At 67.6% G+C, this 19,317-nt stretch carries 17 protein-coding genes; 13 read left to right on the top strand and 4 right to left on the bottom strand.

Annotation, left to right across the window (positions count from 1 at the left end; genetic code table 11):
• Positions 1 to 66: 66 nt before the first annotated feature.
• Complete coding sequence (gene ilvA / locus RMO01_RS09520; protein ID WP_309628812.1) at positions 67 to 1,590, bottom strand: threonine ammonia-lyase, biosynthetic; 1,524 nt, start codon at positions 1,588 to 1,590, stop codon at positions 67 to 69.
• 233 nt (positions 1,591 to 1,823) lie between these two features.
• Here ilvA and nadA point away from each other — a divergent pair, with 233 nt between their 5' ends.
• The 6 genes from nadA (at position 1,824) to RMO01_RS09490 (ending at position 7,661) form a co-directional block, all read left to right on the top strand.
• A complete protein-coding gene (gene nadA, locus RMO01_RS09515) occupies positions 1,824 to 2,918 on the top strand; it encodes a quinolinate synthase NadA (protein WP_409013060.1) in 1,095 nt (364 codons plus the stop codon).
• Positions 2,918 to 3,058 carry a hypothetical protein gene (locus RMO01_RS09510; protein ID WP_309628810.1) on the top strand — a complete coding sequence of 47 codons (141 nt, stop codon included), beginning with the start codon at positions 2,918 to 2,920 and terminating at the stop codon, positions 3,056 to 3,058. Before nadA ends, RMO01_RS09510 begins: the two co-directional genes overlap by 1 nt.
• Positions 3,055 to 3,897, top strand: a complete 843-nt coding sequence (locus RMO01_RS09505; protein ID WP_309628809.1) for a site-2 protease family protein — start codon at positions 3,055 to 3,057, stop codon at positions 3,895 to 3,897. The genes RMO01_RS09510 and RMO01_RS09505 overlap by 4 nt, the downstream gene beginning before the upstream one ends.
• Positions 3,894 to 5,402: an L-aspartate oxidase gene (locus tag RMO01_RS09500; RefSeq protein WP_309628808.1), complete on the top strand. Its 1,509-nt coding sequence runs from the start codon at positions 3,894 to 3,896 to the stop codon at positions 5,400 to 5,402. The genes RMO01_RS09505 and RMO01_RS09500 overlap by 4 nt, the downstream gene beginning before the upstream one ends.
• Positions 5,399 to 6,286 (top strand): carboxylating nicotinate-nucleotide diphosphorylase, encoded by an 888-nt coding sequence (nadC, locus tag RMO01_RS09495; protein WP_309628807.1) that lies wholly within the window; start codon positions 5,399 to 5,401, stop codon positions 6,284 to 6,286. The genes RMO01_RS09500 and nadC overlap by 4 nt, the downstream gene beginning before the upstream one ends.
• Positions 6,287 to 6,365: 79 nt before the next feature.
• Positions 6,366 to 7,661 (top strand): hypothetical protein, encoded by a 1,296-nt coding sequence (locus RMO01_RS09490; RefSeq protein ID WP_309628806.1) that lies wholly within the window; start codon positions 6,366 to 6,368, stop codon positions 7,659 to 7,661.
• A gap of 298 nt (positions 7,662 to 7,959) precedes the next feature.
• On the opposite strand, the gene RMO01_RS09485 is transcribed toward RMO01_RS09490, so the two are convergent.
• Entirely contained in the window at positions 7,960 to 9,015 is a 1,056-nt protein-coding gene (locus RMO01_RS09485; RefSeq protein ID WP_309628805.1) for a cell wall hydrolase, read from the bottom strand.
• A 517-nt stretch (positions 9,016 to 9,532) separates the two neighbouring features.
• On the opposite strand from RMO01_RS09485, the gene RMO01_RS09480 reads away from it, so the two are divergent.
• Both RMO01_RS09480 and RMO01_RS09475 read left to right on the top strand, forming a co-directional pair.
• Complete coding sequence (locus RMO01_RS09480) at positions 9,533 to 9,715, top strand: hypothetical protein (RefSeq protein WP_309628804.1); 183 nt, start codon at positions 9,533 to 9,535, stop codon at positions 9,713 to 9,715.
• 229 nt (positions 9,716 to 9,944) lie between these two features.
• Complete coding sequence (locus tag RMO01_RS09475; protein WP_309628803.1) at positions 9,945 to 10,304, top strand: DUF6481 family protein; 360 nt, start codon at positions 9,945 to 9,947, stop codon at positions 10,302 to 10,304.
• Positions 10,305 to 10,370: 66 nt separating this feature from the next.
• Here the strand turns inward: RMO01_RS09475 and RMO01_RS09470 are convergent, their stop codons facing one another.
• On the bottom strand, positions 10,371 to 13,676 hold the full coding sequence (locus tag RMO01_RS09470; RefSeq protein ID WP_309628802.1) for a PAS domain S-box protein: 3,306 nt from the start codon (positions 13,674 to 13,676) through the stop codon (positions 10,371 to 10,373).
• A gap of 190 nt (positions 13,677 to 13,866) precedes the next feature.
• Between RMO01_RS09470 and RMO01_RS09465 the strand changes: the two genes are divergently transcribed.
• From RMO01_RS09465 to RMO01_RS09445, 5 genes are all read left to right on the top strand, one after another.
• Positions 13,867 to 14,346 (top strand): Dps family protein, encoded by a 480-nt coding sequence (locus tag RMO01_RS09465; RefSeq protein WP_309628801.1) that lies wholly within the window; start codon positions 13,867 to 13,869, stop codon positions 14,344 to 14,346.
• Between the two features lie 100 nt (positions 14,347 to 14,446).
• Positions 14,447 to 15,661, top strand: a complete 1,215-nt coding sequence (locus RMO01_RS09460; protein WP_309628800.1) for a cell wall hydrolase — start codon at positions 14,447 to 14,449, stop codon at positions 15,659 to 15,661.
• Positions 15,662 to 15,750: 89 nt separating this feature from the next.
• The gene (locus tag RMO01_RS09455) at positions 15,751 to 17,286 is read left to right on the top strand and encodes a PAS domain-containing protein (protein WP_309628799.1); all 1,536 of its coding nucleotides are present in this window, start codon (positions 15,751 to 15,753) and stop codon (positions 17,284 to 17,286) included.
• 53 nt (positions 17,287 to 17,339) lie between these two features.
• Entirely contained in the window at positions 17,340 to 17,747 is a 408-nt protein-coding gene (locus RMO01_RS09450) for a response regulator (RefSeq protein ID WP_309628798.1), read from the top strand.
• Positions 17,744 to 18,274, top strand: a complete 531-nt coding sequence (locus tag RMO01_RS09445; RefSeq protein ID WP_309628797.1) for a BLUF domain-containing protein — start codon at positions 17,744 to 17,746, stop codon at positions 18,272 to 18,274. Before RMO01_RS09450 ends, RMO01_RS09445 begins: the two co-directional genes overlap by 4 nt.
• Before the next feature lie 37 nt (positions 18,275 to 18,311).
• Here RMO01_RS09445 and trxB read toward each other — a convergent pair.
• Positions 18,312 to 19,317 (bottom strand): thioredoxin-disulfide reductase (gene trxB / locus RMO01_RS09440; protein WP_409013059.1); only part of this gene is annotated, 1,006 nt, incomplete at its 5' end.

The following is a 19,317-nucleotide window of genomic DNA, read 5'->3' as shown; positions in this document are numbered from 1 at the left end:
ATTGTGGAACACGCCTCAATGTGGCGCAAAGGTGTTTCCCAAGCTTTAGCGCCAGATAGCGGCCTTTTACGTACCGTCGAGGAACAGCCTGCTGGCTGGATTGTCGGTCTCGTCGACATAGGGATACCCGAGCCCGGCCAGCGCCGCATTCAGCGCCGGCTGTTCCGTGGGCGGTACCGAGATGCCGGCCAGCACCCGCCCGACATCGTCGCCGTGGTTGCGATAGTGGAACAACGTCAGGGCCCACGCAGGCTTCAGACTGTTCAGAAAGCGCAGGAAGGCTCCGGGCCGCTCGGGGAACTCGAACCGCAGGATTCGTTCGTGGGGCAGGCCGGTGGCGCGGCCGCCGACCATGTGGCGGACATGCAGTTTGGCGGTCTCGTTGTCGCTCATGTCCTCGACCGAATAGCCGTCGGAGCGCAGGGCGGCGATCAGGTCGTCCTTCTCGTGCAGCCCCTGTTTGATGGCGACCCCGACGAAGATGTGGGCACGACCTTCGCCCGACCAGCGGTAGTTGAATTCGGTCACCGAACGGCCGTCGAGCGCGCTGAGGAAGCGGCTGTAGACGGCGCGGTCGTCGGCCATGGCGACGGCCAGCAGGGCCTCGGTCCCTTCGCCGATCTCGGCCCGCTCGGCGATGTGACGCAGCCGGTCGAAATTGACGTTGGACCCGGAGTTGATGGCGATCAGTGCGCCGTCGTCGATAGTCTCGGGATGAGTGGCGGCCCAGGCCTTGAGGCCGGCGAGGGCGAGGGCGCCGGACGGCTCGGCCACCGCGCGACTGTCGTCGAAGATGTCCTTGATGGCGGCGCAGATGGCGTCGTTGTCGACGGTGACGATCTCGTCCAGCAGATCCTTGCACAGGCGGAAGGTCTCGGTTCCGGCGCGGCGCACCGCGACGCCGTCGCAGAACAGGCCGACCTGGTCGAGCGTCACCACCTCACCCGCTTCGACGGCGGCCTTCATCGAAGCAGCGTCGACGGGCTCGACACCGATGACCCGGGTGCCGGGACGCAGGAACTTCACGATGGCCGCCACCCCCGCCGCCAGGCCGCCGCCGCCGATGGGCACGAAGATGGCGGCGATGGGCTCCGAATGCTGGCGGGTGATCTCCAGCCCGACCGTGCCCTGACCGGCGATGACGTCCGGATCGTCGAACGGGTGAATGAAGACGGCGCCGGTTTCATTTGCGCGTCGGGTCGCCTCTGCGAAGGCCTCGTCGAAAGCGTCACCGTGCAGGACCACGTCGCCGCCCAGGGCCCGCACCGCCGCCACCTTGATGGGCGGTGTGGTGACCGGCATGACGATGGTCGCGACCGCGCCGCGTTTCCGCGCCGAGAAGGCGACGCCCTGGGCGTGGTTGCCGGCCGAGGCGCAGATGACGCCACGCGTCAGCTGCTCGGGCGTCAGGGTCGCGATCTTGTTGTAGGCGCCCCGGATCTTGAAGGAGAAGATCGGCTGCAGGTCCTCGCGCTTCTGCAGCACCGGCCGACCGAGACGCACGGCGAGGCGCGGCAGGGGGTCGAGCGGGGTTTCGATCGCCACGTCATAGACGCGGGCGGTGAGGATGCGACGGAGAGTTTCTTGCATGGAAAGGCGTCAGACGAGCCAAGCTGGGAGGAAGTCACCTCTGCAATAGACATTTGAGACAGAAAGTCCCCCTAAATCGTCCTGACGGCAAGCCTCGCCAGCGTCACCTGCCAAGTCTCGAAGGCGCGACATTTGACCGCCCGGCCTCTTGCATCCCCTCGTCACAGGCCTATCTTACCCGGACTTATGCTAATGTTGAGCATAAGGGTGAGGCGACCGAGATCGCCGAGGAGATGACGTCGATGGCGCACGCCGCCCAGACCTTGGGACTGTCGCCGGAACTGGCCGCCGAAACCGCTCCTGTCTGGGAGAAGGTCAAGGCCTTCGTCACCCCGATCGAATGGCCGGTCCAGGCGCAGCTGATCCACGAGATCAATCAGCTCAAGAAGGAACGGGACGCCGTCATCCTGGCCCACAATTATATGACGCCGGACATCTTCCACGGCGTCGGCGACTATGTCGGCGATAGCCTCGGCCTGGCCAAGGAAGCTGCGCGGTCGAGTGCGAAGGTGATCGTTCAGGCGGGCGTGCACTTCATGGCCGAGACGTCGAAGATCCTGTCTCCCGACAAGACCGTCCTGATCCCTGACCTGAAGGCGGGCTGCTCGCTGGCCGAGGCGATCACGGGCGCGGACGTGCGGCTTATCAAACAGAAATATCCGGGCCTGCCGGTGGTCACCTATGTGAACACCACCGCCGACGTGAAGGCCGAGACCGACATCTGCTGCACGTCGGCCAACGCCGTTCAGGTGGTGGAGTGGGCGGCCCGGGAATGGGGCGTCGACCGCGTCATCCTGATCCCCGACGAATTCCTGGCGCGCAACGTCGCGGCTCAGACCAACATCGGCATCATCGCCTGGAAGGGCCGCTGCATCGTGCACGAGCGGTTCACCGGCGCCGACATCGCCGAGATGCGCGAGGCTTATCCGGGCGCCCAGATCCTGGCCCACCCGGAATGTCCCGAGGACGTCCTGGCCGCCGCCGACTTCGCAGGATCGACGGCGGCGATGACCGACTACGTCATGTCGAAAAAGCCGAAACAGGTGGTGCTGATCACCGAATGCTCGATGGCCGCCAACATCAAGGGGGACGTGCCCGAGGTGAACTTCATCGGCCCGTGCGACATGTGCCCCTACATGAAGCGGATCACACTGGAGAACATCCGCGACTGCCTGCGCGATATGAAGTTCGAGGTCACGGTGCCCGAAGAGATGATCGCGAAAGCCGCGCTCGCCGTGCAGCGGATGATCGACCTGCCGCCGCCCGCGGTCCCGGCGCGCTACGACCTGGTCAAGGCGAAGCACCACGTCGCGGTGGAGCTGATCTGATGCACTATCAGACGCCCCACCCGCGGGGCTTCGGCGGTTTCGTCGTGCTGCCGATCAAACCGAAACCGGAGCCGGTACAAGAGCCGCGCGCGACGGGGTGGCTCTCCACCCTGCTCGCCGGCCTGAAGGCTCCCAAGTGACCGACGGCCCCTGGGGATCGCGGGACGGATCCACGCCGACGCCACCCGCACAAACCACCACGGCGGTTCCGCCCTCCAGCCCCGGCGCGCCCGTCATCGACAAGGGGCAGAGCCTGCCGTGGGCGATCGGCTCGACGGTGCTGCTCGGCGGATTCCTGTGGTTCATGAGCGGCAGCTGGGTCGTCGCTGTCGCGGCCATCTTCGGCCTGTTCGTGCACGAGTACGGCCATGTCCTGGCGATGAACCGGCTCGGCATGGGACCGGCGAAGATCTACATCATCCCCTTCCTTGGCGGTCTCGCGCGCGGCCAGCGCAATCCCGACAGCGAGTGGCACGGCGTGCTGGTGTCGCTGGCCGGGCCGGCGTTCGGCCTGCTGGCCCTGATCCCGGTCGTCGGGCTCTGGATCGCGACGGGCGACGACGCCTGGATGCTGGGCGCCTTCTTCATCGCCATGATCAACTTCGTGAACCTCGCGCCCGCCCCGCCGCTGGACGGTTCCAAGGCGCTCGGCCCCGTGCTGGCCCGCATCGATCCGATGGTGGAGAAGGCCGCCCTGATCGCCATGGGTGGTTTGGCCGTGTGGTGGGGCATGTCGACCGGCCGCTATATCCTCGCGGTTTTCCTGGCCATCGCCGTGCTCGGCTCGCTGAGGCGCGGCGCCTGGCGACCGGGCGAGAAGAAGCTGACCTGGCCCGAGGCGGCCAAGTCGCTGGCGCTATTCCTGTTGACCGCCGTCGTGTGCGGAGCCGCCGCGATCGGCGTCCTGCTGCCGCTATCCGAAGGTTCGCCCCAGGGCGCGGTAGACATCGCCGCCCGTTTCATCGGTTTCGACCGATGAGCCGGATCCACCATGACGGCCCGCTGATCATCGGCGGCGGCCTGGCCGGACTGTCGGCCGCCCTGTCGGCGGCGCCGGCGCCCGTCATTGTCATCAGCCCGGCGCCGCTGCTGGAGGCGGCGTCCAGCGCCTGGGCCCAGGGCGGGGTGGCTGCGGCCCTCTCCAAAAACGACGCCCCGGCCCTGCACCTGAAGGACACGGAAGCGGCCGGGGCCGGTCTCGTTGACCACCATGCGGCTGAGGTCCTGACCGACGAAGGCAAGGCCACCGTGGAATGGCTGGCGTCGCTCGGCGCGCCGTTCGACCGCGAGGCGGACGGAGGCTTCTCTGTCGGCCTTGAGGCCGCGCACTCGATGGCCCGGGTCGCCCGGGTCGGCGGCGACGGCGCAGGTCGTGCGATCCTGTCGGCGCTGGTGGCCTCCGTGCGCGCCGAACCGCACATCACGGTCTGGGAGGACGCACGGCTGCGGTCGTTGATCCAGGACGAGACCGGCCGGGTTCGCGGCGCGGTGATCGAACACCCCAGCGGCCGCATCGTGGAGGTTCTGGCGCCTGCCGTGGTGCTGGCGACCGGCGGGGCGGGCGGCCTCTATGGTGCGACGACGACGCCGGTGGCGCTGAAGGGCGAGGGCATGGCCCTGGCGTGGGCGGCGGGGGCGGAAATCCTCGACCCGGAGTTTGTGCAATTCCATCCGACGGCCATCGACGTCGGCCTCGACCCCATGCCCCTGGCGACCGAGGCGCTGCGGGGCGAGGGCGCGCGATTGATCGACGGGAACGGCGACTTCCTGCTGGGCCATGCTGACGATGCGGACCTGAAGGCGAGGGACGTGGTGGCGCGGGCGGTCCATGCCGCGCGGGCCGCAGGACGCGGCGCCTTCCTTGATGCGCGCACCGCTGTCGGGGAGCATTTTCCGCACGAGTTTCCCGCCGTGTTTGCGGCCTGTATGCGCGCCGGTCTGGATCCGCGCGTAACGCCCATCCCGGTGGCGGCGGCGGCCCACTATCACATGGGCGGGATCGCAGCCGATCCGGACGGGCGGACGTCGCTCGAAGGTCTGTACGCCGTCGGCGAATGCGCGGCGACCGGGGTCCATGGGGCCAACCGGCTGGCGTCCAACTCCCTGCTGGAGGCTGCGGCCTTCGGTCGGAGGACGGGGCGCGAGGCGGCGAAACAGGCTCCGGCCCGGGGACCCGTCACCATCGGTGCGGTTGTCGCCGACTTGCCCGAGGCGGCCCATGCGGAACTGCGCGCGGCGATGAGCGCCGACGCAGGCGTGGTGCGCGATGCGGTGGGCCTGACGCGGCTGATCGGCTTGATCGACCGGCTCGAGGCGGCCCACGGCGCGCCCCCGGCCCTGGTCGCGGCGCGGCTGATCGCCGAGGCGGCGCTGGCGCGGCACGAGAGCCGGGGCGGTCACTATCGCTCGGACTATCCCGAGACGGCGACGACGCCGGTCCACACGCGCATCCAGCGCGACATCCTGCAGACGGCGGCGGCATGAGCGGGCTTCCCGACACATTGATCCTGCCCGTCATCCGCATGGCCCTGGCCGAGGATCTGGGTCGGGCCGGCGACGTGACCGCTGCCGCCTGCATTCCCGAACGCGCGCGCATGCGGGCCCGGTTCGCGGCGCGTAAGCCGGGCGTGCTGGCGGGCATCGACTGCGTCCGGCTGACCGTTCTGGAGATGGACCCGAAGGCCTCGATCGATTTGCGCCTGAAGGACGGTGACCACTTCGAGGCGGGTGCGGTGCTGGCCGAGGTCGAGGCCGATGCGCGGGCCTTCCTGTCGGCGGAACGGACCGCGCTCAACCTGCTCGGCCGCATGTGCGGCGTGGCGACCCTGACCCGGGCCTATGTCGAGGCCGTCGCCGGAACGCGCGCCCGGATCGCGGACACGCGCAAGACCACGCCAGGCCTGCGGGCGCTGGAAAAACACGCGGTCCGCAGCGGCGGCGGACTCAACCACCGCTTCGGTCTGGATGACGCCATCCTGATCAAGGACAACCACGTCGTCGTCTGTGGGGGCGTCGTACAGGCGGTCAAGGCCGCCCGCGCCCAGGCCGGCCATCTGATGAAGATCGAACTCGAGGTCGACGGCCTGGCCCAATTCGATCAGGCCTTGGCCATGGTCTCGGAAGGGCAGGGGCCGGACGTCATCATGCTCGACAACTTCGACAATGCGGCGCTGGCCGAGGCGGTGAAGCGTCGGAGCGAGAGCGGCTGTCGCGTGGTCCTCGAAGCATCCGGCGGGGTCAATCTGACGACCGTTCGAGGCATCGCCGAGACCGGGGTGGACGTGATTTCCGTGGGCGCCCTGACCCACTCGGCGGCGGTGCTGGACATCGGCCTGGACGCTTTTCGAGAGACGGTGGGCGAAAGTTAAATTTGTCGGCTGCATCCGTTCCTGCGGGCCGCACCCTCTTTAGCTTCAGGGCCGAAAAGGCGTCGGAGAGGCTGAGATCATGACAATCGACCGACGCAGGATGCTGGGCGCCGCCGGTTTGGCGGGCTTGGCCATCGCGGGAACGGGCGTTCGCCCGGCCAGCGCAAGTCCGGGACAGGATGCGGCCCCGCCCAGTCTGAACACGCGTTTGGCTGCGCGAGCCGCCGAGAACCGACACCGGCTCGAGTTCGCGGACGGACGCTTCTCCGGCCCGGCCTGGGACCTTTTAGTTTCGGAAGGACGCAAGGCGCGGTTCTTCCTTCTGGGTGAAGAGCACGGCATCGCCGAGAATCCCAGGTTGGCGGCGGCGTTGTTCACCGCGCTGTCTCCTGCAGGATATGACACCCTGGCCATCGAGACCTCGCCGTGGATAGCCGCCGAGATGGATCGAGCGGCCGCCGAGGGTGTCGAAGGTCTGCGACAGTTGTTCGCCAATCCGGCTTCCCAGGCGGCCTTCTATGGCATGCGCGAGGAGGCCGAGATGATCGTGGCCGTGCGGGCGGCAGCGCAGCACGGACAGCCGATGTTGTGGGGTCTGGACTATGACGTGGCCGCCGACCGGCTGGCGATCGCGCAGCTGAAGGTCAGGTCAAAGCCGGCGACAGCCGACGCGGCGCTTTCCAGGTTGGAAGAGGCCTCGGAAGCCTCCTGGGCTGAGTATGAAACGACACGTGCACCTCGGCACATCTTCAACTTCTCCGGCGACCCGGCTCTGGTCAGGGCGGTGCGGGATGCCTGGCCGGAGGCAGATGCCGAGGCTGTCTGGCTGCTGACGGTTCTCGAAGAGACTCTGGAGATCAATCGGCTGTTCATGACCGGGGCGGGTCAGGCATCGAACCAGCGCCGGGCCGACCTGAACAAGGCCAACCTGCTGCGCTATTGGCGAGCCGCGAAGGCCGAGGGGCGCACGCCGCGCGCGATGTTCAAGTTCGGCGCGAGCCATATGGTGCGCGGGCTCAGCGCGACGGCGTCGTTCGATCTGGGCTCGATGGTTCCCGAACTGGCCGCCTTTGAAGGTGACACCGCGTTCAGCCTGCTGGTTCTGCCAGGCGATGGGCGATCCGTCGCGTCGTTCGACCCTTCTGCCTGGACCTATCGCGCCGGAGCGCCTCGACATGACTACGCGGCGGGATTGGAACCCGTGGCCGGCCAGGCGTTCGCCGACGCCTTTACCCTGATCGATATGCGACCCCTGCGGTCGCTTGTGTCAGGCGGCAGCCGTTCCGCCGGCGTTGACCGCGAACTCACTCGCGTCGTTCACGGTTACGACGCGATGCTGGTTCTCAGCGGTTCGACAGCGTCCGGGAACCTCTAGCGCTGTCGTCGCGAGTGGCACGGAACAGGCCGGACGCGGACGGGTTTTCTTTTCAGATCAGAAGGACATTCCCAAGGCCACGGCCCCGCAGATTCCCGCAGAACAACGCAGCTTCGCCGACCTCGGCGCGACCACCGTCAAGGATGCTGGTCTGGCGGATCGTCGCGACCGCGAGACGGGGGTGCAGTCGCCGCAACCTGGCGACGCCGACGTCAATCTGAAGGAGCAGGGGCGGTTCGGAAACCTGAATCAGAACCTGACCGCGATCCGCAATGTGCAGGAACGCTGAAGCGGTCGATCAGGCCTGCGGCGTGCTGACGACAGCAGAGTCGGCGGCGGCCGGCTGAGCCGGAGCCGAAACCGGCGCCGCAGGGGCGGATGTGACGGTCGGTGCGGGAGCGGCGGCCTCGGTTGACGTCGCCGGAGAGCCGGAAGCGGCTTCCTGGGCCAGCAGGGCGGAATAGGCGATGGCCTGGCCGGCCTGACGCACGGTCTCGGTCGGATCGATACCAGCATAGACGGTGCGCTGGACGTCCGCCCCGGTCGAGCCGCGCGCGGCGTAGCTGAAGGCGTTCGACGAACCGGCGCGACCGCCGAAGCGATAGAAGATGTGGCTGCCGACCTGGCTGACGCGCAACAGGCTGTTGCGCCACGACGGCGAGACGCCCGTCGTGTGGAAGAAGGTGGCGTTGCCGACGCCTGCATAGACTGCGCCGGACAGGGCGGCGGACGCGACCGTGCGGGCCCGGTTCCAGGCGGCGCGGTTGACCGGCGCGCGCATCGAACCATCGCAGGTGAAACTGAACTGGCAGCCGATGCGGCGGCCCGATCCCTGGAAGACCACGCCACAGACGCTGCGCGGGAAGGAAGGGTGCCGGGCGCGGTTCAGGACGACCTGGACCACGGCGCGCATGCCGTCCGAACCCTCGCCCCGCGCTTCGTAATAGGCGGCCTGGGTCAGGCATTCGAGATCGCGCGAGGCGTCCAGTGCATTCGAGATGTGGAACGGCCGGGCGGCGGCGGAGATGTCCGTCAGGTTGGCGCGGCGCAGGTCGGCGCGGGCATTGTCGGGACGCAACTGCTCCAGACGCGCTGTCAGCAGTTCGGCCTGGCGATCACGCTGGGCGGCGCCGGCGACGGTATAGGGATCGTGGCGGCGGGCGATGGCCAGGGCGCTGGCGTCGAGACCGCCTGCAGCGGCGGCGAGCGCTTCCTCGGTGAAGCCGGCGGCGGTGGCGCCTTCCAGACGTTCGGCCTGGGCGCGGACGGTCGTCGCCTGAGCGACGGTCCCTCCGAGGTAGGCGCAGCCGATTCCCAACCCCACGAGCGCGCCGAACGCCGCTGCCGCCTGCACGGGCCTGATTCTGGCCGCACGGTCGACATGCGAAGTCGCACGCTGTTGCGAGGATTGGAACAAAGGCGTCGTCCTATTCAGCAGGGCGGGAAAGTCGCCCCCGGGTCGTCTGCAGAACCGGGCGACATAATGAGGTCGCGGACCGGTTTGCGAATCGGAGGTCGGTGAACGCCTGACCGCCGAAGGATGGGCCTTAAGCCATCCGTTTATGGCCTCAATGTGTTTGATTCGCAATATGTCGCTGCAGTGCAGCAATTGCGACCATCCTTCAGGTTTCCTCAAGATCGCTACCGCCCAATACAGGCACATCGAAGCGGGTTTCGTCATGAATGCCGTATCGATTTGCACAGGTCAGACTTGCCGATGGAGCCATTGTGGCGGAGCCTGCTTTCTCTTCCCACTTCTATTGTATTCGACGCCCCAGGAAACGAGCGCTGATCTGTCGCCACGGGTGTTCAGGGAACGCCGTCGGCGGGACTGCGTTTAAGCGTGACCTTACCCGATCAGGACCCATCCCATGCGCCGTCCCGTTTTCACGATTGCCACCTGCGCCGCCCTCGCCTTGGGCGCGACCGCCCTTTCGGCCTGTGGCCATACCACCGAACAGCGCGCCGCGACCGGCGCTATCGCCGGAGCCGTCGTGGCAGGCCCGGTCGGCGCGGCGGTGGGCGGCGCAGCAGGCGCTGCGCGTCCCGATTGATCCGCGAGATCTGGCGGCGTAGCTTTCGACGCCCATATGGGAGATCGCTTCGCGAGTGCGTCCCGGCGACGACGGTTGGCCGAAGAACGGCCCCGTTCGTCGAATAAGAGACGTCCGCGCTTGATTTACGGCTCCGTTTCGGCTTTGCCGACGCCCGGACGCCGTAGCGATCCCCGCCCTCGCCCCACCGGCGACGGGCCCACCCCTCGAAGGACGACCGACCGACCGCATGAGAGATCTGAAACAGACCGGCTTCAACGACCGCATCAGCACCCAGCAGGAAGCCAAGAAGGCCCTGCTGGCCAAATTCAAGCCCAAGGCCGCCGTACCCGATCCCGAGTTCGACAAGCTGGCCGAGAAGCGCGCCGCTGAAAAAGAGGCCCTGCGCCTCCAGCACGAGGCCGTGAAAGCCGAAGAACGCCGCATCAAGGCCGAGCGCGACGCCGAGCGCGCCGCCGCCGAACGTGAATCCGAGGAGGCCATCGAGGCCGAGAAGCGCGCAAACCGCAAGGAGCGCAAGCAGCTCACCAAGGAAGAACAGAAGGCCGCCCGCGACGCGAAGTACGCCGCACGCAAGGCCCGCAAGTAGGCGTCAGGCGCTCGCGCACTCGAAAAAATTGCTCGGCCCGTCGCACCCTACGGCGGGCCGAAGTCGTTATGGGGCTGGCGTCACCAGAAGGTCGCCCAGAGCCTCACGCAGTTGTTCGCCCGAGTAGGGCTTGCGCAGGAACGGCCATGGCGCATCGGTCAGGGCCAGGTCGGCATCGTCGCCCGCGTAGCCTGACATCAGCATGATCGGCATTTGCGGCCACCGTTCCGCGCAGACCCGGGCCAGTTCGACGCCCGTCATCCCTCCGGGCATTACGATATCGGTCAGCATGACGTCGAACGGCTTCTTCTCAAGCAGGGCCAGGGCCTCGGCTCCGGTTTCGGCTGTCTCGACCTCCAGTCCCATACCCTTCAGCAAGTCCACGGCGATGGCGGCGACACCCGTGTCATCCTCCACCAGTAGCAAGGTCTGGCCGGCCTTCATCGCGCCCTGCGCCCGGCGAGGCACGACCTCGGCGACATCGTCCTCAACCAAGGCCGGCGGCAGATAGAGTTGGATCGCCGTGCCTTCGCCGACTGCAGAAGTGATTCTCACACCGCCGCCGCTCTGGCGCGCGAAACCATAGACCTGGCTGAGACCCAGGCCGGTTCCCTTGCCGACTGCCTTGGTGGTGAAGAAGGGCTCGAACACCCGCTGCATGGTCTCGGCATTCATGCCGGCGCCCGTGTCAGAGACGGTGACGCAGACATAGTCCCCGGGGGCCAGTTCGACGACGTCGCCGGCCGCGACTTCGCAGGTCTGGGTCTGGACGGTGATCCGGGCGCCCTCCGACTGGCCCCGTTCGGCCAAGGCGTCGCGGGCGTTGACGATGAGATTCAGCAGGGCGGCCTCGAACTGGGCCGGATCGACGATGACCCTGGCGCCCCCGCGACGGAGCTTGAGCTTGTAGGCGACGGCCTCCCCGACGGCGCGACGCAACAGGGGGTCGCTTTCGCGGATCAGCGCGTTGATGTCGACGGTCTCGGGGCGCAGGGCCTGACGCCTCGAGAAGGCGAGAAGTTGGTGCGTCAGCCGCTCGCCGCGCCGCGCCGCTGACAGGGCGGCTTCGCCCAGCTTGTGGCGACGCGCGGCGTCGTCCGGAGACTTCAGGATCAGATCCAGGGCGCCGATCACCACGGTCAGCAGGTTGTTGAAGTCGTGCGCCACGCCGCCGGTCAGGCGCCCGACCGCCTCCATCCGCTGGGCATGCATCAGGTCCGCCTCGGCCTTCGCCTTTTCCGCCAGGGCGTCGCCGACACGGTCTTCAAGCAACTCGTTGATCCGCTTCAGGTCGTGCTCGACCCGGCGGGCGTCGGTGACGTCGAAGGCCACGCCGACGAAGCCGACCACCTCGCCGCCCGGACCGAAGCGCGGACGCGAGAAGGACTTCAGCCAGCGATAATCTCCGCTGTTGTGACGGTATCGGGCCTCGAGTGCGAACGGCTGTTTCGTGGCCTCTCCGGCGATCGACTCGCGGACGAGCATGTCCTGGTCGTCCGGGTGGATGTAGGTGCGCCAGTCGGCGGTGCGGACGCTCTCATAGTCGCCGCCCATGTATTCGACATAGGCCTGGTTGACGAAGGCGCGGCTGCGGTCCTGCCGGGTCACCCAGATCAGCACCGGGGCGGTGTCCGCGATGTCGCGGAAACGGGCCTCGCTCTCGAGAACCTCGGCCTGGGCGCGGGTGCGTTCGACCTCGGACCAGGCGCGATCGGCGACATCCTCGATCAGGCTGACTTCTGCGCTCGTCCAGGTCCGGGGTCGCGTAGTGTTGACGTGCAGGAAGGCGCGCAGCACGCCGTTGCGAACCATGGGCACGGTTACGAACGAGGCGACCTGGACCTCCGCGAACGCGGCCGACGCCGCGCTGGTCCGGGGATCGACCGCGACGTCGTCAACCACGATCGTCCTGCCTTCGGCCAGCTCGCGATCCACCTGGCCGCCGAAGTTCCGGGTGCGGTGGGCGCCCTGCAGACTGCCGACGCCCTCCGTCCAGTCGCGCGCCATCTCGAAGATCTCGCGGTTCTGACGCAGTTCGCCGTGACCGACCCGGTTCACACCCAGCATGCGCCCCAGCACGCTCTGGACATGATCCATGATCGCCTCGGGATCGTTCAACTCGCGGACGCCGTCGGACAGCTCCAGCAGGAAACGCTGGCGGCGTTCCTGCTGGGCCAGGGCGTCGATGGCCTCGCGAGTCGTGGTGACGTCGAACGACAGGCCGACGTAGCCCTGGAACACCCCGACGCCGTCGAACCGGGGGTTCACCGACACCCGCATCCACCGCCAGGCGCCGTCGTGACGCAGGAAGCGGCATTCGAAGCCGTAGGGCAGGAAGCGGGGTCGCGCTTCCGCCTGGATGGCGTTGACGTCGGCGAGGTCGTCCGGGTGGATCGAGGCCTTCCAGGCGTGGCCCATGAAGGTCTCGCCGGGCCTGCCGTAGAACTCGACCAGGGCGGCGTTGACGAACTCCACCTCGCCCTCGGCATTGGTCAGCCAGACGGGGGAGGGCGCCGTGTCGGCCATCAGTCGGAAGCGGGCCTCGCTCTCGCGCAAGGCGGACTCGGCGACCTTGGCGTGACTTATGTCGATGTGGACGCCGACCCATTCGATCAACTCGCCGGCGTCGTCGAGAGTAGGAATGGCCCGTATGGCGAAATGCCGCCAGGTTCCGTCGGTCGTGCGAACCCGATGCTCGAAAGCGAAGAGCCTCCGGTCAGCAACGGCCGCATTCCACGCGGTGACCGTCGGTCCGGCATCGTCGGGATGAACGGCTGAGGCCCAGCCGTAGCCCTGATACTCGGCTTGCGATTGACCGGTGAGACTGCTCCAGCCGTTCTGCTCGCCTTCCATTCGGCCGTCCGGCGTATTGGTCCAGAGGACCCCCTGAACGGCCTCGATGGCGGCCCGAAAGCGCGCCTCGCCTTGCGTCAGTTTAGACACCGCCTCGTCCACCCGGACCCGGGACGCCTCCAGCGCAGTGATCGTCCCGTCAAGCTGGGCCACCGTCTTACGCAGGGATGAGGCGACGACGGTCAGGAACCCGCCGACGATGATGAAATTGACGGTGGCGACCCGACCGGGCGGCGTTGCGATACCGAATCCGATCGCGTCCGGCCCCGCGATCACCCAGCCGCCCAGAAGGCATCCGGCCGTCGCGACAAGCCCTGCGACCCGCCCGCCCGTGAGCGCCGCCAGCACCACCGCCGGCAACAGGATGATGAATCCGGTGACCTCGCCGTAAAAGACCTGGCCCGCCCAGCGTACGAACAGTCCGCCGGCGGCGAAGGCCAGTCCGGTCAGCATGTTTCGCCACCACGGCCGCTTCGGCGCGCGCGCCAGCCGGGCCAGGACGACATCCGGCTCCAGCATTCGACCGAACAACGCACTTGGCCCCAATCAAACCCCCGGTTCGCGCTTGCGCGAAAAACGGCAACGCTTTCCAACGCTTTGCGTTCCACGCGCCGGCAAGTCCCGTCCCGACCGGGTTTCAGGCCTTGGCGGGGGCGGCTGGAACGCTTACCTGCCCGAACGATTAGAGACTGTCGCCAAAGGAGCAAGCATGACCGCAACGATCGATACGGGCCTGACCAAGGCCGAGCGCACCGACGTGGCGCAGGAGTTGAGCAAGGTCCTGGCCGACAGCTTCGCGGTCTATCTGAAGACCCACGGCTATCACTGGAACGTACGGGGTCCCGAGTTCTTCACCCTGCACAACCTGCTGGAACAACAGTACCGCGAGATCTGGGCGGCGCTGGACGAGATTGCGGAGCGGATCCGGGCGCTGGGCGAGTTCGCGCCGCAGGCCCAGTCGACCTTCGCCAACCTGACCTCCATCAAGGACGGCGATCCCGACAGGGACGCACCGGCCATGCTGAAGGAGCTGATGAAGGATCACGAGACCCTGATCGCCACCTGCCGCGCGGCCCTGACGGTCGCCGACGACGACGGCGACGATGTCTCGGTGGATCTTTTGACCCAGCGTCTGGCGGCGCACGAAAAGTTCGCCTGGATGCTGCGTTCGACTCTCGGCGGCCGCTAGGTCCGCCTCAACGAACTGTAATCCGTGGCCTGAAAAGCGCCGTGTTGCGGGATCAAAGACCCTGCTCCACGGCGCTCCGGCGTCGGAATTCCGGATGCGAATGTCGCTCTCCTTCATCAAATCCGTCGATTGGCACAGGGTGATGACCCTGGCCCGTCGCTATGCCGCAGCGGCCCCTGCGGCGGTGGCGGCGCTCGGCGTGGCGATGGCGGCGAGCTCTACGGTGCGGCCCGCCGGAGACCGCACCGCAGAGGCCGTTGCGCGCGTCACCCAGGGCGACCTGTCGGCACGCGGCCTCGCTGCCCTGAGCGCGCGAATGGACCCGGCCCAGCTGGCCCTGGCGATCCGCTTCGACCCCAACGAACAGCGCGCGGCCCTGCTGGGGCTGACGCCGGGCTGGGAAAGCCTGACACTCGCCGGGCGGCCCACGCTGGAGTTGGGCGTCAACGGCCTGGACGCCCAGAAGCGCAACGCCGCCATGCCCGCCGCCCTCGGGGCGCTTCGGCCCGCCGTGCCCTTCGTCCTGACTGCCGCGACCCCGGCCGACCGCGCCCGCGCCCTGCGCTGCCTGACCCAGGGCGTCTATTACGAAGCGGCGCTGGAAAGCACCGAGGGCCAGGAGGCCGTGGCCCAGGTCATCCTCAATCGCGTCCGCGATCCCAACTACCCGAACACCGTCTGCGGCGTCGTCTTCGAGGGCGCCGAGCGGACCACGGGTTGCCAGTTCAGCTTCACCTGCGACGGCGCCCTGTCCCAGGCGCCGGTCGGCTGGGCCTGGAACCGGGCCCGTACCGTCGCCGAGCGCGCCCTGTCCGGATACGTCGCGACCAGGGTCGGTACAGCGACCCATTATCACGCCGACTACGTCCACCCCTGGTGGGCCCCGACGCTGGGCAAGATCACCCAGATCGGCGCGCATATCTTCTATCGCTGGAAGGGGCTGGCCGGTGAGACCGCTTCGTTCAAGCAGACCTACGCCGGACGTGAGCCGACCATCGACGAGGCGCGGTTCTCGCGGCCCCGCCTGATCACGGCCTCCGCGGCCACGGGTGAGGCCGGACCCGACGACGCCACTGTCCTGGCCGAAGGCGGTATGAACCTGCGCACTGTCGAGGTCGACGGCGTGACCCGCGTCGTGGGGGTCGCCAGCCTGGGCGGACGTCGTCAGGCGACCGCTGCCGACATCGCCGCCATCAACGCCCGTCTGCAGGCCTTCGAGGCGCCTCCGCTTACGACGCCGGTCGCCGCCGCGACGCCTGCCCCCGCCGGTGTCGCGACCATGGATGTCGAAGAGATCGGCCGGCCGGCCAGCTAGGTCCGGAAGCCGACACAGGGTGCAACGCTCTGACGGGTTGGGCATTTAAGGGTTCCGTCTGACTTATTGCCCCGCTTGGAGCGCCCTGCTTGACCGCTGCCGCAACGCCCTGGAATGAAGCCGAAAGGCTCGAGGCGCTGTGGGCCTACGGGGTTCTCGACACGGATCCGGAACAGGCCTTCGAGGACATCGTCCAGCTGGCCTCGCGGATATGCGAGACGCCGATCGCCGTGGTCAATCTGATCGACAAGGGTCGTCAGTGGTTCAAGGCAGAGACAGGACTGGGCGTGCGCGAGACGCCTCTGGACACCTCATTCTGCGCCCACGCCTTGCTTCAGGATGACGGGATGGTCGTTCCGGACGCGACACGCGACACCCGCTTCGAATGCAATCCCCTCGTCACCGGCGAGGCTGGCCTGCGCTTCTATGCCGGTCGGCTGCTGAAGAGCCCTGACGGCCACGCCCTGGGCACTCTGTGCGTGCTCGACACCCGGGTCCGACCAGAGGGTCTGACGCCGATCCAGGCCGAGACGCTCGACGTGCTCGCCGGTCAGGTCATGGCCCAGCTGGAGCTTCGCCGCGCCATCCGTGAGCGCGAAGACGCGGCTCAGGCGCTCGCCGACAGTGAGGCCAAGTTCCGCGCCATCGCCGATTCCATGCCCCAGATGGTCTGGTCGACCCTGCCGGACGGCTTCCACGACTACTACAACGCCCGCTGGTATGAGTTCACCGGCGTGGCGGCGGGTTCGACAGACGGCGAGGGCTGGAACGGCATGTTCCACCCGGATGACCAGGCGAAGGCGCAGACGGTCTGGAAGCATTCGCTGGAGACCGGTGACCCCTACGAGATCGAATATCGGCTGCGGCGCGCCGATGGCGTCTACCGGTGGACCCTGGGTCGGGCGACGCCGATCCGCAATGAGGCGGGCGAGATCACTCGCTGGTTCGGCACCTGCACCGATATCGAGGAGCTGAAGCGCTCGGAGAAGGGCAAGGAGCTGCTCAGCCAGGAGCTGAGCCACCGGATCAAGAACATCTTCGCCGTGGTGTCGTCTCTCATCGCCCTGTCGGCGCGCGAGCACCCGGAGGCCAAGGCCTTCGCCGGCTCGGCGCGCGACCGGATCAATGCCCTGGCCCGCGCTCACGAGTTCGTCCGGCCCCACTCCGAAGTGTCCCAGCCGCTGATCGGCGACACGACCCTGCACACCTTCCTGAGCGCCCTGTTCAAACCCTATGTCGACGCCAGAGGCCAGTCGCGTGTCGTTCTGGCCGGCGATGATGCGACCTTCGACGACCAGGCTGCGACCTCGGTCGCACTGCTGTTCCACGAGCTGGCGACGAACGCCGCGAAATACGGCGCCCTGTCTCTTCCGGACGGACGTGTGCTGTTACGCACGCGCAACGAAGGCGATCGATTCATCCTGACCTGGACCGAGCAGGGCGGCCCCCCCATTGCTGGAACGCCCGCCCGGCAAGGGTTCGGCACGGCGCTGTCGACCCTGTCCGTCGAGGGCCAATTGGGCGGAAGGCTGGAACGAAGGTGGGAGCCGGGGGGTTTGGTTCTGGAAGCGGACCTCCCCGCCACGGCGCTTTCCCGGCGTCGTGCCGCACTGAAAAAGAAATGAACCGGACGGATGCACCCGCGTTCCGAGGGTCCGGTAACCGACATATCAAGGCTATGACTGCGCGTATTCTGATCATTGAGGACGAGGCCCTGGTGGCCATGGAACTCCGCTTCGTGCTGGAGGACCTCGGTCACGAGGTCATCGCCACGGCTGCCGACGCCAGGACAGCGCGCTCAATCGTAGCAGAGAATGATATCGATCTGGCCCTTGTCGACATCCATTTGTCCGACGGTCCCACCGGCATCGATCTGGGTCGTGAGCTGGGTCAGCAGAAGGGCGTCACTGTCCTGTTCATGACCGCCAACCCGGGCATGGTCCGCGAGGGCGTGGCCGGCACGATCGGCGTCCTGTCCAAGCCGACCGACGAACGCGCCGTCCAGACCGCCGTCGACTACGCCCTGCGCCGCCGCGCGGGCCGGCCGGTCGAATACGCTCCGCCGGAACTCCAGCTCTTCGGTTGACCCTCGCTCCTGTCCCATCCCCGGAACCGCAAGGCGCAACCACGTCGCTCACGCAGATTCTTTATTGCAGCGTGAGCCGTGACGGAGCCTCAAGCGTACTGCAGATGTCCGACATCCTGAACGAGGCGAGGCTGGGCAACGCCCGCGACGGCGTTACAGGTGTTCTTACTGCGGTCCAGGGTCGGTTTGTCCAGATCATCGAGGGCCCGGAGGCCGCTCTGGAGCGCCTGATGGCGAAGCTGCTGCGCGACCCGCGGCATACCGCCTTGTCTGTGCTCGAACGACGGCGGACAGCGCGGCGGTTTTTCGGCGACTGGGACATGGTTAGCCCGCGCCTCGCCCCGCGCGAACTGTCGCTGCTTGCGCTGCTTCTTGAGGATGCCGCGTCCGGCCTCGACGCCTATGCCGCGATATTGACGCGGGCCGTCGCCGAGCAGGACGCCATGCTCGAGGGCCGGCGATCCCAGGGCGACGTGATCGGCCGGGCTCGACCCACTCCTGGAATGTCCGGGTGGTCCGAGGCATGAGCCGATCCCCCTGCCCGCAAGGGGAGGAGGAAGCGGATCACCAGACCCCGATCTTCTCCGCCTCCTTGTGCGAGATAGGGTCTCCGGCGCGGGCGTGATCCTGTTCGGCGAGGAAGCGGACGGCTTCCAGCGCAGCCATACAGCCCATCCCGGCGGCGGTGACAGCCTGGCGGTAGATGTCATCAGTCACGTCGCCGGCAGCCCAGACGCCTTCCACGGCCGTTGCGGTCGTGCCCGCCTTCACCACCAGATAGCCGCCCTGTTTGGTCTCCAGCTGGCCGGCGAACAGCTCTGACGAAGGCGCATGGCCGATGGCGATGAAGACGCCGTCGGCGGTCACGTCCTGCGTCTGGCCCGTCTGCACGTTCTTCAGCCGCGCGCCGGTGACATTGACCCCGCCGAAGCTGTTGGTCTCGCCCAGAATCTCGTCAACGGCATGGTTCCAGACCACCTCGACCTTGGGGTTCGAGAACAGCCGGTCCTGAAGGATGCGTTCGGCGCGGAATTCGTCGCGGCGGTGGACCACCGTGACCTTGGAGGCGAAACTGGTCAAGAACAGCGCCTCCTCGACCGCCGTGTTGCCGCCGCCGACGACGATGACCTCCTTGCCGCGATAGAAGAAGCCTTCGCAGGTGGCGCAGGCCGAGACACCGAAGCCCTGGTATCTGGCCTCACTCTCGATCCCCAGCCATTTGGCCTGGGCGCCGGTCGAGATGATCACCGTCTCGGCCAGCATCTCGGTCCCGGAATCCAGCGTCAGCCGGAACGGCCGCTGCGACAGGTCGGCCTTGACCACGATGTCCTCGATGATTTCGGTCCCGACATGGGCGGCCTGGGCCCGCATCTGCTCCATCAGCCAAGGACCCTGGATGACGTCGGCGAAGCCCGGATAGTTCTCGACGTCGGTGGTGATGGTCAGCTGGCCGCCGGGTTGCAGGCCGGCGATGATGACCGGGCTCAGCAAGGCGCGTGCGGCATAGATGGCGGCGGTCCAGCCGGCCGGGCCGGACCCGATGATGGCGACACGGACCTGGCGGGGCTGG

Origin of the sequence: Brevundimonas sp. (assembly GCF_031412435.1) — a bacterium.
Lineage (GTDB): Bacteria > Pseudomonadota > Alphaproteobacteria > Caulobacterales > Caulobacteraceae > Brevundimonas.
Note: the sequence above shows the minus strand (reverse complement) of the source record. Positions and strands in the feature narration are given on the sequence as shown.